The sequence below is a fragment of the Neptunomonas sp. XY-337 genome, from assembly GCF_004959845.1.
GTDB lineage: Bacteria > Pseudomonadota > Gammaproteobacteria > Pseudomonadales > Balneatricaceae > Neptunomonas > Neptunomonas marina.
The window spans coordinates 282462-297734 of record NZ_SPLL01000006.1; the positions used below are offsets into that span (position 1 = coordinate 282462).

The window sequence follows — 15273 nt, forward strand, 5'->3', positions numbered from 1 at the left end:
TGAAATTAAGCAAGAGAATGGAGATTTAACTCTGCGTTTTAAAGATTGGGCAGGAAAACGACGTAGAAGTTTTCTTTGGTGATGCTATTGCCTTCAAGTGGCAGATGGCCGAATTTTTTCTAACGCAACGAGCGTGACGATTGTAGCTACGAGATTGAAAATTCTGAATGGCTAGAGCTTCATCGAAAACAAGGTGAAATTGGCCCTGAAGAATATAAAACATTACAAATTCAACTTTAACGCTGTTGGTCAATTCGAGGTTTTAGCTCAGTGTTATATCGTAAAAACATAACAAGCAAAGGCAGCATCGCCCTGCGGGCTGGACGCACTAACGCGCGCCGCTGCTTTGGGCGTTAACTTTTCGGGATTAAACATTCGAATGACGACCAAGAAATTAAAAAGCTATTGTCGTTCCTGCGGGCAAGATACCAATCACGGGGTCCTCTCTGAGCACACTGAATCTTACATGGAGGAATATTCTTGTGATTATATTTACCAGATCGTGGAGTGTTTAGGTTGTAATACGAAGTCTTTCCGAGAAGTTTTCGAAGACATCGAGTCAGCATATCAACTCTATGACAACGAATGGGAAGTTCCAACTCGAATCGATGTATATCCTAAGTTTATTAAGGGGCACCGCAACCTAGATGGCGACTATTGCCTTCCAGATCTCGTGGGCAAGGTTTATCGAGAGGTTTTGCTAGCTTTTCAGGAGAATGCTCCTGTACTCGCTGGTCTCGGGCTTCGTGGTACTGTGGAGGCGGTCTGCAATGATTTGGGTATAAAAGGTCGGAATTTAGAAGTAAGGATTTCCAAGTTGGCCACTGCTGGAAATATCTCTCGCAAGGATGCAGAGCGACTGCATGGTATTCGTTTCATGGGAAATGACGCCGCCCATGAGATGAAAAAGCCGAAAAAGGAGCATTTGTCAGTCGCATTGAAAATTGTGGAACACCTACTTTCGAGTGTTTACATTTTGGAAGAAGAAGTCGAAGGGAAGATCGATACGACGATTTCTGAGTTTTCTAAGTTTGAAGCATTGCTGGAAAAGAAGGTCAAAATTCTGAACGCGGGTGACGAACTCCCGCTAGAAGCGATTTTAGGGAAAGATATTCGAAGGGTGAAAGAATCTGTCGCCACTCTAGAAGCGGAATTGTTGAACGAGGTTGCATCTGGAAATATCACGTATTTAGCCAAGGGAAAACTTGATAAATATCAGGGGTCTAAGAACGATCTTCAGCACTACATTGTTGTATGAAGTTAACAAATGGGTGAAGCTGACCGGTACTACGCTGCGCTCTGCACCGGCAGCTTACCCAAGGCGTAAGCTCTAAACGAAGAATCGATTTTATGGATGAACCAAAAGTATTTATTTCATATAGCTGGACGGATCAATCACACCAAGAGCTGGTCAAGCATTGGGCTGATAGGCTTGTAGCCGATGGCGTGGATGTCATTTTAGATATTTATGACTTAAAAGAAGGTGATGACAAATACGCATTTATGGAGACCATGGTAACTGACCCTGAAGTTACTCATGTACTAGTTATATGCGACCACGCATATGCAGAAAAAGCTGATGCGAGGAAGGCCGGTGTTGGGACAGAGTCGCAGATTATATCGAGTGAAGTGTATGCAAAAGTAAAGCAATCCAAATTTATACCAATCGTGTGCTCGTTTGGAGATGATGGGGAGCCAATTTTGCCCACATTTATGAAATCACGAATGTGGATTAATTTCTCAAGCTCAGAAGCCGAAAATGAAAACTGGGAGCAATTAGTTCGTCTTCTGTATGGCAAGCCTCAGCATGTGAAGCCAAAAAAAGGAAAGGCACCAGCTTTTATTACTAGCGATACGCCCATCCCTACAAGTGAAGCCTTTGCGAAGTTCAATTCTCTTAAACAAGCACTTTTGCAAGACAAAAAAGGAATAAAGCATTACAGGCGAGATTTTGTTGATGCTTGCATTTCGTATGCAGATAAGCTGCGAGTCAGAGAACGTCCAGATGTAACATCCATGGGTGAAAAGGTTTTGGAAGACTGCGGAAAACTAAAACCGATAAGAGATCACATCTGCGATTGGATTTTGTTAGAAAGTGAAGTTTGTGAAGAGGCAGAGTTCTCCGAAGCATTAGTGGAAGTGCTTGAAAAGCTGCGGGAATTAAAATCTAGGCCGCCGAAAATCAATAGTTGGAATGATTCATGGTTTGAAGCTCACTCGGTTTTTGTATACGAAACATTCCTATATATAGTTGCAGCCCTACTTAAAACTGGGGCTTACAGCGTTTTACATGAGGTTTTCACCTCTCATTATCTTATGCCTTCTTCAGATAGCTACGGAGGAGAAAATTTTGAAAGGTTTGATTGCTTCTATGGATATTCAGAGACCCTACAAATATTAGCCCCAGAAGGAAGAAAGTTACATGCTCCTGCAGCAGAATTGCTGAAGCGCCAAGCAGATCGAGAAGACATTCCTTTCGCAGACGTTATGCAGGCTGAATTGATAGTGCTCTTGATGTCTTTTATAACACCGGAAACTCGCTGGTATCCTCAAACACTGCACTACGCATCTTATAGTAAAGGATATCCATTTTTCATCAGAGCTGCTCAGCATAAGAATTTCAATAAGTTGTCCACTATTACTGGAATAGCTTCTGCAGATGAACTTAGAGAAAAAGTTAAGGAAGGACATCAACGACTTAGAACCGATGGGTGGTATAACTTTCACTTTGAAAGAAATTTTTGGTCTTCCATGAATATGGATAAAATCGACACACTTAAATGAGCTAACAAAGCGTTGCACCGGACTAGCCGGTGAACGCGGCGTTATGGCCTTATAGAAATCGGAGTTCAGTTTGTCTGAAGTAAGAATTAGTTCAGTAAAGTTTACAAATTTTAAGGCATTAAGGAATTACTCTGTAAGTTTCAATGAAACTAACATTCTAGTTGGGCCTAATAATGCTGGAAAATCAACAATAATTAGTGCTTTTAGAATCCTAGACGTAGCTCTTCGTAAGGCACGAAGGCTAAAAGCGGAAAGAGTACCTTTACCAAGTGGGAGTACTGGTTTTGGCCATAGAGTACCTGAGCAACAAATTAGTGTTTCTCTAGAAAATGTGGCTACGGATTACAACTCAGAAGATAGTAAAATTGAATTTAGGTTAACTAATAGAAATAAGCTTTATTTATATTTCCCTAGTGAAGGTGGTTGTATCTTGCACTGGGAAAATGAAGGTAGCGGAGTAAATACTCCCGGTCGGTTTCGAAATGCCTTCCCAATAAATATTCAAGTCATTCCAGTTCTGGGTCCTCTTGAGCATGAGGAAGCATATGTAAATGAGGATACAGTTAAAAATTCCTTAAACACGCATAGAGCTTGTAGACACTTCCGAAATTATTGGCACTATTTTGATGAAGGGTGGGATGATTTTTCTGAAATGATCGCATCAACTTGGCCTGAAATGCGGATAAGCAAGCCTGAATTAGATATACCTAACAGAAAATTAAGTATGTTTGTCTCTGAGGATAGAATTGATCGTGAGGTTTACTGGGCAGGATTTGGATTTCAGATTTGGTGCCAGCTCTTAACTCACCTATCAAGGTCGAGTGATGCAAGCATTGTTATTATAGATGAACCCGAGATATATCTTCACCCAGATGTACAGCGTCAATTGCTCAGTATTCTTAGAGGGCTGGAATCTGATGTGCTACTCGCAACTCACTCTGTCGAAATAATGGGAGAAGCTGACCCTTCAGAAATTTTATTGGTTAATAAAGGTGCACGATCAGCTAAAAGGCTCAAAGATATTGAAGGAGTTCAAGTAGCTCTTGAGGCTCTAGGTTCCGCGCAAAATGTTACACTGACTCATTTGGCTAGAACTAAGAAGATTCTATTCGTGGAAGGGATGAGTGATTACAAATCCGTGAGAAGGTTTGCTAAGAACCTTGATCTTCATGATTTAGCCTCAGGCAATAACCTAACAGCATTCGAATCAGGTGGGTTTTCATCTTGGGAAAAAATTAAATCATTCGCTTGGGGAGTGAAAAACACGATAGATGCAAATATGAAACTATTTGCAGTCTATGATCGAGATTATTACTGCCAAGAAGAAATAGGAGAAATTTTAGAAAGCCTACAGGCTGAGCTCACTCATGCGCATATTCACGAACGAAAAGAAATGGAAAATTACTTTCTTGTATTGCCAGTTCTTCAGAGAGTTTTAGAAAAGCAGATTGAAAATAGACAGCGCAGATCTGGTGAAGAAATAAGTATTGATAAAAATATCGCCGATTATTTAGAAGAAATTACAAGTGAACTTAAAGTAGATGCTCAATCACAATATATAGCTAAACGAATTACTCACCATCAAGGGAGCAGCGTTGATACAGGTACCATTAGTAGAGAAGCTATTGAAGTGTTTGAAGGGATATGGGCAAATATCAATACAAGAATGGGAATAGTGCCTGGGAAAAATACATTAAGAGTGCTCAGAAATGCAGTACAGGAAGATTACAAGGTAAACTTAACCGATGTTCAAATCATTGATGAGTTTCAAAGAGATGAAATACCACAAGACTTGCTCTATTTAATAGACCAATTGGAGTCCTTCCGTGCAAGCTAGCCATAACAAGGCGCTGCAACCGACTGGCCAAAAGCTATCACCGTTTTTTCATCAGAAAAAACACCGCCATCCTTTGTCCACCCCTAATCGCAGCGTTATGCGGGAGAAGGATTTGAGATCGCATGAAGTACAAGATTATTGATAAGTCCCAGTCAGAAGAAATCGCCAAATTGGCAGTTTGTCTAACGAACGAAATAATTGAGCGAACTGGCATTAAGCATTTCGATGTTGATGTTCCTCTAGCGATAGACCTATGTGAAAAGTATGTGTCGAATGGCATTTATCATGTAATGGCCGCATTTGATGAGGATAAAATCGTTGGGTTTGGTGCTATCTGTGAAAGTCACTCGCTCTATGCCGAGGGAAAATTTGGAATAATTCAAGAATTCTACGTGGCTCCAGAATATCGATCAAAAGAGATTGGGAAATTTCTTATCCAAGCGATTGTAGAATTCGCGAAAGAGCAAGGATGGAAGCGCCTAGAGTTATGTACACCACCAGTACCAGAGTTCGATCGTACAGTCGGCTTTTACAAGTCTAATGGCTTTGAAATTACTGGCGGTTACAAAATGAAGTATGAAGTCGCATAACAAGCGGCAGCAGACGGACTCGGCAAAACTGTCACCTTTTGTGCTGTTCGTACCAAAGCCGCCATTGTACCTCTCCGCTGTGCCTGGCGTTAGGCCGCCGAGTTACCCAAACTCAGTAGACACCTCATATAGTCAGATCGGAGACGTATCAATGATCAGAAAAATGGTAGCTGGCGATGCTGTCGCTGTTAGCAACGTCTGTATGGCTGCTTTTATGAAATCGGTTGCGCCTGAGTTATCCCAAGAGGGAGTTGTTACCTTTAAATCGATAGCAGAGCCAGAGGCTTTTAACCGGCGTGCGGCGCAAGGTCATGTGATCTTGGTTGCTGAAAGGAATCAATCTGTTGTTGGGGTGGTTGAGCTTAAAGCGGGGCAGCATATCGCGATGTTTTTTGTCGAGCCGTGCGCACAGCGCCTCGGTATTGGCCGCGCTTTGTTAGATGCAGTGCTTGGGTTTGCAAAAAAGGATGAAGTCACGGTAAAAGCATCACTCTCATCCGTGACCGCTTATGAGAGGTTTGGCTTTAAGAGAGTGGGCACTGTGGCGGTTGAGTCGGGGCTGCGTTATCAAGCGTTAAGCCTTAACCTGCGTGAGGTAAAAGCGGATTAATTCAGTTTGGCTTTAACGCACCTCTGGGGACGTTAGCCTAAATAGCTGTCTAATGAGTCCTCGAGCGCGCCGCCACGGTAAATTTTCTTGGGTTCAAGTTCAAGGATACGGGGCTGGATCTCATCGATCAGTGGCTGTTTCTGTTTCGGTGGCACCATCGCGCGCACCAAAACGGCTTTAGCGTGCTTATAGTGGGATAGGGCAGTCAGTTTATCATTCTGTGTTAGCAGTTGATTCGCTTGGCTAACGTGCGCGTTAGCAACCACGCGAATATTCAACCAATAGAGCTCTTTGGCGTAGCTGGAGCCGAGCGCATAGGGCAGCTCGTTTTTTTCTACCATATCTTTAAGTAGATTCTCTGTGTAGTTCACATAGATCTGGAAGCGCTTGAGGTCTCGATCACTCGTGAAGCCCCGTTGCCCTTGTGTCATGCGGTCGGCGGTTTCTTTCTGGGCGTTCACTTGGGTCATGAGGTCTGAGTCAGGCGCGAGTGTGCTGATCTCTTCGATATAGCGTAACGCATGGCGATTCAGCCTATCCAGCAGTTCCGGCATACAGCCTGCTGCTTTGAGCATACTGATCGCTTCTAAGCAGTGTAGCGTCTGTTTGCCAAGCCATTGCAGGCGGTTAGAAACGTTGCGCGCGTTGGTTTCTCGGCGGGTAATAAAGTAGCTCACCGATACAGCAATTGAGCCAATAAGGGCTATTATAAGCAGATAGATTAGATTTTCTTCAGACATATACGATATAACCTATCACAAGTGGTTGAATAAAAAGTATTTTTTATTCAATCTGTCCCAGCGCTTGAAAAGTAACTTAATGGTCATAGATTATAATAGTAAATCAGTTTTTTGACAGACTTGCTTGACCGAAGGGCGCTAAGCCCCTATATATGCTCGCTGTTTTTGTATCGCCGTTTAGCCCGAGGACATCGACCCGATGGGAAAATCACTCGTAATTGTGGAATCACCCGCAAAAGCCAAGACTATAAATAAGTACCTTGGTAACCAGTATGTAGTTAAGTCCAGTGTGGGCCACATCCGTGATCTGCCGACCAGCGGCAGTGCACAAAAGAGCGACCCTAAAGCTCGTGCTAAACAAGCGGCGTTAACGCGTAAGATGTCACCCGACGAGAAAGCTGTCTATAAAGCCAAAAAGGCGAAAGAGCAGCTGATTGCACGGATGGGCGTTAACCCAGAAAAAGATTGGGAAGCGCACTATCAAGTGTTGCCGGGCAAAGAGAAGGTTGTTGATGAGCTAAAACGGCTCGCAAAAGATGCCGACACTATCTATCTCGCGACCGATTTGGACCGCGAAGGGGAAGCGATCGCGTGGCACCTGCGCGAGGCGATTGGTGGTGATGATGAGCGCTACCGTCGTGTGGTCTTTAACGAGATCACCAAAAAGGCTATCACGGCAGCGTTTGATGATCCAGGCGAGCTGGATATGCACCATGTTAACGCTCAACAAGCCCGTCGCTTTTTGGATCGGGTGGTGGGTTACATGCTCTCGCCTTTACTGTGGGAAAAGATTGCTCGCGGCCTATCGGCTGGGCGAGTACAGTCGGTTGCTGTAAAGCTGGTTGTTGAGCGCGAGAAAGAGATTCGTGCCTTTATCCCAGAAGAGTACTGGGAAGTACACGCCGGTGCTGAAACGCAAGAGAAAGATGCGCTGCGCCTGCAGGTTGCCAAAAACGCGGGTAAGGCGTTTCGTCCAACCTCTGAACAAGAGACACAGCAGCATCTAGAGCAGTTGCGCCAGTCAACACTGGAAGTGGTCAGCCGTGACGACCGCGCAACCAGCAGCAAACCATCTGCGCCGTTCATCACATCAACGCTACAGCAAGCTGCAAGCACGCGTTTGGGCTTTGGCGTTAAAAAGACCATGATGATGGCCCAGCGCCTCTACGAGGCGGGTTATATCACCTACATGCGTACCGATTCCACCAACCTTAGTGCAGAAGCGGTTGCGGCCTGCCGTGAGTATATTGGCGATAACTTCGGTAGTAAGTACCTGCCAGAGACAGCGAACAGTTATAGCAGTAAAGAGGGCGCTCAAGAGGCCCACGAGGCGATTCGCCCATCAGATGTTTCTATTGAGCCGGTCAGCCTAAAAGGCATGGAGCGCGACGCAGAGCGCCTATACGACCTGATTCGTCGTCAGTTCTTGGCGTGCCAAATGACGCCAGCTCAGTACACCAGTACCCGAATTACCGTGAAGGCTGGCGATTACGAGCTAACCACAAAGGGCCGTATTCTGCGCTTTGACGGTTACACCAAAGTGATGCCGAGCAAAGGCAAAGGTGATGAAGATATCATCCTTCCGGATGTGAAATCCGGCGAAATTCTCACGTTATCTGATCTTGAGCCGAAGCAGCATTTCACTAAGCCAACCGCTCGCTACACAGAAGCAAGCTTAGTTAAAGAGCTTGAGAAAAGAGGTATTGGCCGCCCATCGACATATGCGTCTATTATCTCGACGATTCAGGATCGCGGTTATGTTGAAGTCCAAAACCGCCGTTTCTACGCCTGTAAAATGGGCGATATCGTGACAGAGCGTTTGAACGAAAACTTCAACGATCTGATGGACTACAGCTTTACAGCCCGTATGGAAGATGCCCTTGATGATATCGCCCACGGCGAGGCTGAATGGCGCGAGCTACTGAACCGCTTCTACGCAGGCTTTACCCGCAAGCTGGAAGAGGCGCAGAGCAGTGAAGATGGAATGCGCCCTAACACGCCAACGGATACAGATATCGACTGCCCAGAGTGTGGCCGCCATATGATGATCCGTACCGGCAGTACCGGGGTGTTCTTAGGCTGTTCAGGCTATAACTTGCCGCCTAAAGAGCGTTGCAAGGCGACTATTAATCTCACGCCGGGCGATGAGGTGGTTAGCGTAGATGGTGATGATGAAGAGGAATCTCGCATCCTGATCAACAAACGCCGCTGCCACATCTGCGACAGTGCGATGGATAGTTATCTCATCGATGAAACACGCAAACTCCATGTGTGTGGCAATAACCCCGACTGCTCGGGCTATGAGATCGAAAAAGGGCAATTCCGCATCAAAGGCTATGATGGTCCGTCTATCGAGTGTGATAAATGCGGCAACGAGATGCAGCTCAAGAATGGCCGTTTTGGTAAGTTCTTCGGCTGTACTAATGAAGCGTGTAAGAACACGCGTAAACTGCTGAAAAATGGTGAGCCTGCGCCACCAAAAATGGACCCAGTGCCGATGCCAGAGCTGGCTTGTGAAAAGGTAGAAGATACCTACATCCTGCGTGATGGTGCATCAGGTCTGTTCTTGGCAGCGAGCCAGTTCCCGCGTAACCGCGAGACGCGTGCGCCTAAAATTGCTGAGCTACTACCGCACCAGAGCGAGATTGATCCAAAGTACGCGTTCTTGTTTAGCGCGCCAACGCACGATACCGAGGGTAATCCAACGATCGTACGTTATAGCCGCAAGACAAAGGAGCAGTATGTGATGACTGAGGTCAATGGCAAAGCAACCGGCTGGCGTGCATTCTATCAAGAGGGTGCTTGGGTGGTTGAGCAACCGAAACCTAAGGCTAAAGCGAAGAAAAAGTGATGGCGCTGTAACGCAAAGGAAGAGACGATGAGCGATCTATATTTAGCAAGAACCAACCAAAAATTACATTTTGTGCGGTTGCACCTAGAAGCACTGGAGCGCGCTCATCAATCGACCGGCTGGAGCCAGCATGCAGAGGTTGAGTCATACAACGAATCGGTGTTGTTTCACTTGGCGTCCGCCTATGGTGCGTTCTTGCGCGAGATTGCAGAGAAGTATCGTTTTAGTCCGGCAGCTGTAAACACGATTGCCGACCTAGAAGCGCAGTTTGAAGCGTCTGGCCAAGAATCGCCAGAGCGTGCCGAGCTGCACAATCTAGAGGCGAATGAAAGCAGTTGGCTGCATAAGATGCTCGCTGCGTATGATGCGTGTTGGCTCGCATCTGATGAGCGTAAGGCCGCCTCCGATACGGTGAGCGTATCTGAGATTCATGTCATGCAAATAAACCCAGACCACGCAGAGGATTCGGACATACTAGCCGAGTACCGACGCTGGTTTGGTGAGTTCCAAGGTTTAGTTGAGCGGCTACGCGCCGGAATGCAAGAGTGGTAATGGATAGTAGTGATGTAGACCAGCCGGAAACGGTGTTGGAGATTGTAAAGCTCGAATCAGGTGATTATGTCATGCGTAAAGCGGGTGAAAAAACACCGCTGATGACGTTGAATATATCCGAGAAGGTGAAAACCAACTTAAGTGGAAAGTCTGAAGAGCTTGCGCGGCTGATGTTGGTTGCAGGTGCGCAGATTATGTCTGATTTATCTGAAGAGGTTGAGAAAGCATCCGAGCCTCCCATGCCATCGGTCATCCATTGACCCGCTGACTTTTAGTGTGTACGGCGCGTACGCACTAAAATTCCATGGCTTCTGCCCGCAGTGGCCGACGCTTCTAACGCGCTAATCTCGTTTTCTGTAATAGCGCCTTGCCAACTGATAACTGCATGGTAGGTGCCAGCCCGAAGGGCTTTGGCCGCCAAATCGAGTGCGCTGTTTTTTGTTGATGGGTGAAGCAAGATCACCTTGTTTAGGTCTATACCTGCCTCAATCAGCATCTCTTTCGGCAGGTCTTTTGGTGGATCAATCCAAGCAAACCAACGATCATCAGCGCTGAGTTGTGCCAGCAATGGCATTAAAAATGGTACATCGTCTAGGTTGGTTGTTGCGGTGATGATTTCCGTAATTTTTCCGTAGCGGGTGTCGTTTTTTGCTTTGATGGGTTTACGGCGGATCTGAGTATTCGCCACGCGCGCAGGTTTTTTAACCCGCGCCTCGCTCATGATAAACGGCAGCTGCTCCATCATGGCTCACTTCCTTGGCGTATAACACCAACGCCTAGCCCTTCAATCGATAGCTCCGATTCGCGTAGGTCGACTTCAATCGGTTCAAACTCAGGGTTTTCTGCAATCAAATAGACCATGTGGTTTTCGCGATGGAAGCGCTTCACTGTTACTTCGTCGCCAATACGCGCGACAACGATTTGGCCTTCTCTTGCTTCGGTGCATTGATGAACAGCAAGGAGGTCTCCATCCATAATGCCGACATCTTTCATGCTCGTGCCCTTGACCCGCAGCAAATAGTGCGCCGGTGGATGAAAGAAGTCGGATGAGATGGTGCAATGCTCTTCTATATGCTCTTGCGCCAGCACCGGAGAGCCCGCAGCTACGCGGCCAACAATCGGCAATCCTTGGTCTGGTTGTTCAAGATCGGGAATGCGGATACCACGCGAGGTGCCGGGGATGATTTCAATGGCGTTTTTGCGGGCGAGCGCTTTTAAATGTTCTTCTGCTGCATTGGCAGATTTGAAGCCGAGTGTCTTGGCAATATCGGCGCGTGTTGGCGGGTATCCGGTGGCTTCGATGTGTTCGCGGATACATGCTAAAACTTCTGACTGTCTTTTTGTGAGCTTCATAATCGTGCCTGTTTTTATATACAGTATCTGTGATTATATACAGCAAGTGAGTCAAGTAAAGTCATTTCTCTGTTTATATATCCAGTAAATTGGTATGATCGCCGCACGATTAAATAGGGCAGTTTTCTCTTGTTAAGCGACGATCTAAAACAAACCATCCAGCAAAGCTATCGCACCTTCTTGCAGCAACATGATTTGAAGCCCCGTTATGGGCAAAAGATGATGATTGCGGCGGTGGCGCGTACGTTGGGTGGTATCAGCTTTGGCGACAAGAAAGAGCGCACCAGCGAAAACCATCTGTGCGTGATCGAGGCCGGTACTGGCACCGGCAAGACGATGGCCTATTTGCTGAGTGCCATCCCCATTGCGAAAGCACGCAGTAAATCGCTTGTGATCTCAACGGCCACCGTGGCCTTGCAGGAGCAGTTGATCAATAAAGACCTCCCAGAGGCTGCAAAGCTAGTTGATGGTTATGTGTCATACGTACTGGCTAAGGGGCGAGGGCGTTACTTCTGTATTTCACAGGCGGAGAAACTGCTGATCTCTCAAGATGAGTTAGGTCAGATGGCGCTGTATGAGGACGAGGTTGATCAGAAGCTGGATGCCGGTGTCATCGCGTTATATCGCCAGCTACTAGACCGCTTTGCCGCAGGTGAATGGGATGGCGATCGTGACAGCTTAGAACAAGAGCTAGACGAGCCCCTATGGTATCCGCTGACTAGCGATCACACCCGTTGTACCAACCGCCGTTGCAGCAACTTTTCGGTGTGCCCGTTCTACAAGTCGCGCGACACCATGGATAAAGCCGATATCGTGGTTGCCAACCACGACTTGGTTTTGGCTGATCTCTCCTTGGGCGGCGGTGCTATTCTGCCTGAGCCAGAAAACAGCATCTATATCTTCGATGAGGCACACCACCTTGCCTCGAAGGCCATTGGCCACTTTTCCTACAGTATGCGGATTAAGGCGACGCAAAAGTGGCTGAAAGGATCGGAAAAGCAGCTCAATCAACTGTTAGACGAAACAGATCATCACCCCGTTATCACTAACTATCTAGAAAAGATGGCCCAGCCGGGTGTTGATATGATGAGCTTTTTGGATGGCTTCAACACTACGCTCCATCTGATGTTGATTGATGGCCAAGAAAGTGTGCCTGAGCGTTTCCGTTTCCCGCAGGGGCTTATTCCTGAAAAGCTCAGCGAAACAGCTAAACAAATGGCGTTTGCCACCGAAAAGTGGATGCTCAAGGCCGAGCAGATCTTGGATGTACTGAAAGAAGCGCTAGATGGTGGTGTTCCCGAAATCAGCAAGGATGTGGCTGAGCGCTGGTATCCGCGTGTCGGCCAGATATGGCTGCGATCACAAGCGATCTATGCACTTAATAAAAGCTACGCAACACCTGACCCAGAAGGTAGCGCACCGACGGCGCGTTGGATCTCGCTGCGCGAATCGCTTGATGGTCGCGACTTTGATTGCCAAAGCAGCCCCGTGTCAGCTGCGGCGACGCTGCAGGAAAACCTCTGGAAGCACGCGTTTGGCGCGGTGCTCACATCAGCAACGATGACAGCGTTAGGGCGCTTTGACCGGATTATCGATGAGCTGGGTCTTCCCGCGGATGTTACTTGCGAGAGGCTCCCAAGCCCCTTCGATTATCAGCAGCGGGCAACCCTAATGATACCGCCAATGAGCAGTGATCCGGGTAAGCCTGATGAGCATCAAGAAGAAGTTAGCAGGTTTTTGAATAAAACCCTGCCCGAAGCACGGGCAACACTGGTATTATTCAGCTCGTGGCGGCAGATGTACGCTGTGCTAGAGGCGTTGCCCGAACGATTAAAAGGGTTTGTGTTAGCGCAAGGGGATCTCACCAAAAATGAGATTATTCGCCAACATAAACTACGTGTGGATGATGATGCGCCGAGTATTATATTTGGTTTGGCGTCGTTCGCTGAGGGTGTGGACCTCCCGGGGGACTACCTTACAGAGGTCATCATCACTAAATTGCCGTTTAGCGTGCCGGATGATCCGGTTGATGCCACCATGTCTGAGTGGATAGAGCAGAGCGGTGGAAACGCATTTATGGAATGGACCGTTCCTGAAACATCGGTGCGTTTAACTCAAGCAGTCGGACGACTGCTAAGAACAGAGCAAGATAGCGGCCGGGTCGTGTTGTTAGATCGCCGTGTTGTAACGCGCCGTTATGGCCGTCAATTATTGGATTCATTACCCCCGTTTCGTCGGGAAATAGGTTAAAAGAGAGTTAGTACGTTGGAAGACAAAAAAGATAAGACATCTCAGGAAGCAGTCAGCGCAGAAACCAGCAAGAAGGCTAAGGGAGAGCGTAAAGATCGTCGTCGTTCCGGAAATCGCTCCCGTAAGCCTAGGAAAGAGTCCAGCTGGAAACCTTCAGACTTTGTGGTAGCGAAGGTCGAAGGTAAAAAGCGTTTTCACGACTTTAATCTACCCGATAAACTGATGCGTGCGATCCACGATCTCGGTTTCGAATACTGCACACCGATCCAAGCCGAAACGATTGAGCCTGCGTTAGCTGGCCTCGATATCATCGGCAAAGCGCAAACCGGTACCGGTAAAACGGCTGCGTTTTTGGTGGGCATCATCACCGACCTGCTCGATTACAAACTTGAAGATGATCAGCGTTTGCGTGAGCCTCGTGCACTGATTATCGCGCCAACGCGTGAATTAGCGCTGCAAATCGCTTCAGATGCTGAAGGACTGTGTAAGTATACGAAACTGAAAGTGGTATCGCTGGTTGGCGGTATGGATTATGACAAACAGCGCGCGCAGCTAAAATCGGGCGTTGTTGATATCTTGGTTGCAACGCCGGGCCGTTTGATCGATTTCGTGCGCTCCAAAGATGTTGATCTCTACAACGTTGAAGTGCTCGTGCTTGATGAAGCTGACCGTATGCTAAGCATGGGCTTCATCCCTGATGTACGTACAATTATCCGTAACACGCCGCGTAAAGGCGAAGAGCGCCAGACGCTGCTTTACAGTGCAACCTTTACCGACGATATCATGAACTTGGCGCGCCAGTGGACGAAAGATCCTGTGCAGATTGAGATCGAGGCGCAACAGCGCTCCTCTGAAAATATCTCGCAGCAGGTCTTCTTGGTCTCTAGCAGCGAAAAATACAAGTTATTGCGTAACTACATCCGCGTTAACAATATCGAGCGCGTTATTGTGTTTGGTAACCGTCGCCATGAAACCCGCGATCTTGCTGAGCGCCTGAAGAAAGATGGTGTGAAAGCCGCGTTGATGTCTGGCGAGATTCCGCAGAACAAACGTGTAAAAACACTGGAAGATTTCCGTAACGGCAAGATCGAAGTGTTAGTGGCAACGGATGTTGCAGGCCGTGGTATCCACATTGATGGCGTTACTCATGTCGTGAACTACCAGCTCCCAGAAGATGCAGATGATTACGTGCACCGTATTGGCCGTACTGGCCGCGCTGGAACGGAAGGGACATCTATCTGCTTCGCGTGTGAGAATGACTCGTTCATGATCCCTGATATTGAGGCAGAAACAGGCGTTAAGCTTGAGTGTATTCACCCATCGGAGGAGCTTCTGGCAGATTTGGATAGCGCTGAGAAGAAACCACGTCGTAGCCGTAAACCAAAAGTCGACCAGCAAGACGCTGCAGCGGAGCAAAACGCTGATGTTGAATCTGGCGAGCCAGCCGTTGAAGCTGCTGAGGTTGTTGAGCAGCCTGAGCCATCTGTTGAAGTTGCTACTGCTGAGCCTCAAGCCGTTGCTGAAACTGATGCAAACGCGCAGCCGGAGGTTGCACCCGAAACAGTAGAAGCGGCACCATCTGATCAAGCTCAAGAAGCTCAAGAAGCTCAAGAAGCTCAAGAAGCTCAAGAAGCTCAAGAAGCTCAAGAAGCTCAAGAAGCTCAAGAAGCTCAAGAAGCTCAAGAAGCTCAAGAAGCTCAAGAAGC

12 protein-coding genes and 1 pseudogene are annotated in these 15273 nt (G+C 47.4%); 10 read left to right on the top strand and 3 right to left on the bottom strand.

Translation table 11 applies throughout. From position 1 onward, the window contains the following. Window positions 1-379 precede the first annotated feature (379 nt). From E4L36_RS14720 to E4L36_RS14740, 5 genes are all read left to right on the top strand, one after another. On the top strand, window positions 380-1258 hold the full coding sequence (locus E4L36_RS14720; protein ID WP_136681231.1) for a DUF4145 domain-containing protein: 879 nt from the start codon (window positions 380-382) through the stop codon (window positions 1256-1258). Window positions 1259-1350: 92 nt separating this feature from the next. After that, entirely contained in the window at window positions 1351-2784 is a 1434-nt protein-coding gene (locus E4L36_RS14725; protein ID WP_136681232.1) for an SEFIR domain-containing protein, read from the top strand. 70 nt (window positions 2785-2854) lie between these two features. Next, window positions 2855-4621 carry an ATP-binding protein gene (locus tag E4L36_RS14730; protein WP_136681233.1) on the top strand — a complete coding sequence of 589 codons (1767 nt, stop codon included), beginning with the start codon at window positions 2855-2857 and terminating at the stop codon, window positions 4619-4621. A gap of 122 nt (window positions 4622-4743) precedes the next feature. Further along, on the top strand, window positions 4744-5211 hold the full coding sequence (locus E4L36_RS14735; protein ID WP_127693794.1) for a GNAT family N-acetyltransferase: 468 nt from the start codon (window positions 4744-4746) through the stop codon (window positions 5209-5211). A gap of 151 nt (window positions 5212-5362) precedes the next feature. Continuing rightward, complete coding sequence (locus E4L36_RS14740) at window positions 5363-5821, top strand: GNAT family N-acetyltransferase (protein WP_136681234.1); 459 nt, start codon at window positions 5363-5365, stop codon at window positions 5819-5821. Between the two features lie 32 nt (window positions 5822-5853). Here E4L36_RS14740 and E4L36_RS14745 read toward each other — a convergent pair whose 3' ends face one another. Continuing rightward, on the bottom strand, window positions 5854-6561 hold the full coding sequence (locus E4L36_RS14745) for a DNA topoisomerase I (protein WP_136681235.1): 708 nt from the start codon (window positions 6559-6561) through the stop codon (window positions 5854-5856). 199 nt (window positions 6562-6760) lie between these two features. Between E4L36_RS14745 and topA the strand changes: the two genes are divergently transcribed. The 3 genes from topA to E4L36_RS14760 are packed head-to-tail and all read left to right on the top strand — an operon-like array spanning window position 6761 to window position 10224. Continuing rightward, window positions 6761-9412, top strand: a complete 2652-nt coding sequence (gene topA / locus E4L36_RS14750; protein ID WP_136681236.1) for a type I DNA topoisomerase — start codon at window positions 6761-6763, stop codon at window positions 9410-9412. Window positions 9413-9439: 27 nt separating this feature from the next. Next, on the top strand, window positions 9440-9964 hold the full coding sequence (locus E4L36_RS14755; protein WP_136681237.1) for a DUF6586 family protein: 525 nt from the start codon (window positions 9440-9442) through the stop codon (window positions 9962-9964). After that, complete coding sequence (locus E4L36_RS14760; protein ID WP_136681238.1) at window positions 9964-10224, top strand: ABC transporter ATP-binding protein; 261 nt, start codon at window positions 9964-9966, stop codon at window positions 10222-10224. The genes E4L36_RS14755 and E4L36_RS14760 overlap by 1 nt, the downstream gene beginning before the upstream one ends. A gap of 11 nt (window positions 10225-10235) precedes the next feature. Here E4L36_RS14760 and E4L36_RS14765 read toward each other — a convergent pair whose 3' ends face one another. Both E4L36_RS14765 and lexA read right to left on the bottom strand, forming a co-directional pair. Further along, a complete protein-coding gene (locus E4L36_RS14765) occupies window positions 10236-10709 on the bottom strand; it encodes a SulA-like leucine-rich domain-containing protein (RefSeq protein ID WP_240770766.1) in 474 nt (157 codons plus the stop codon). After that, a complete protein-coding gene (gene lexA, locus E4L36_RS14770) occupies window positions 10706-11320 on the bottom strand; it encodes a transcriptional repressor LexA (RefSeq protein WP_206064596.1) in 615 nt (204 codons plus the stop codon). Before lexA ends, E4L36_RS14765 begins: the two co-directional genes overlap by 4 nt. Window positions 11321-11446: 126 nt before the next feature. On the opposite strand from lexA, the gene dinG reads away from it, so the two are divergent. Both dinG and rhlB read left to right on the top strand, forming a co-directional pair. Next, window positions 11447-13567 carry an ATP-dependent DNA helicase DinG gene (gene dinG / locus E4L36_RS14775; protein WP_136681240.1) on the top strand — a complete coding sequence of 707 codons (2121 nt, stop codon included), beginning with the start codon at window positions 11447-11449 and terminating at the stop codon, window positions 13565-13567. Window positions 13568-13582: 15 nt separating this feature from the next. Next, window positions 13583-14851, top strand: a pseudogene (gene rhlB, locus E4L36_RS14780) (ATP-dependent RNA helicase RhlB); the annotation flags it as partial. Window positions 14852-15273 lie beyond the last annotated feature (422 nt).

Excerpts from the sequence above, each read along its gene's own strand:
- E4L36_RS14720 (WP_136681231.1), top strand. The coding sequence starts at position 380 with ATGACGACCAAGAAATTAAAAAGCTATTGTCGTTCCTGCGGGCAAGAT.
- E4L36_RS14725 (WP_136681232.1), top strand. The coding sequence starts at position 1,351 with ATGGATGAACCAAAAGTATTTATTTCATATAGCTGGACGGATCAATCA.
- E4L36_RS14735 (WP_127693794.1), top strand. The coding sequence starts at position 4,744 with ATGAAGTACAAGATTATTGATAAGTCCCAGTCAGAAGAAATCGCCAAA.
- E4L36_RS14740 (WP_136681234.1), top strand. The coding sequence starts at position 5,363 with ATGATCAGAAAAATGGTAGCTGGCGATGCTGTCGCTGTTAGCAACGTC.
- E4L36_RS14745 (WP_136681235.1), bottom strand. The coding sequence starts at position 6,561 with ATGTCTGAAGAAAATCTAATCTATCTGCTTATAATAGCCCTTATTGGC.
- topA (WP_136681236.1), top strand. The coding sequence starts at position 6,761 with ATGGGAAAATCACTCGTAATTGTGGAATCACCCGCAAAAGCCAAGACT.
- E4L36_RS14755 (WP_136681237.1), top strand. The coding sequence starts at position 9,440 with ATGAGCGATCTATATTTAGCAAGAACCAACCAAAAATTACATTTTGTG.
- E4L36_RS14760 (WP_136681238.1), top strand. The coding sequence starts at position 9,964 with ATGGATAGTAGTGATGTAGACCAGCCGGAAACGGTGTTGGAGATTGTA.
- E4L36_RS14765 (WP_240770766.1), bottom strand. The coding sequence starts at position 10,709 with ATGATGGAGCAGCTGCCGTTTATCATGAGCGAGGCGCGGGTTAAAAAA.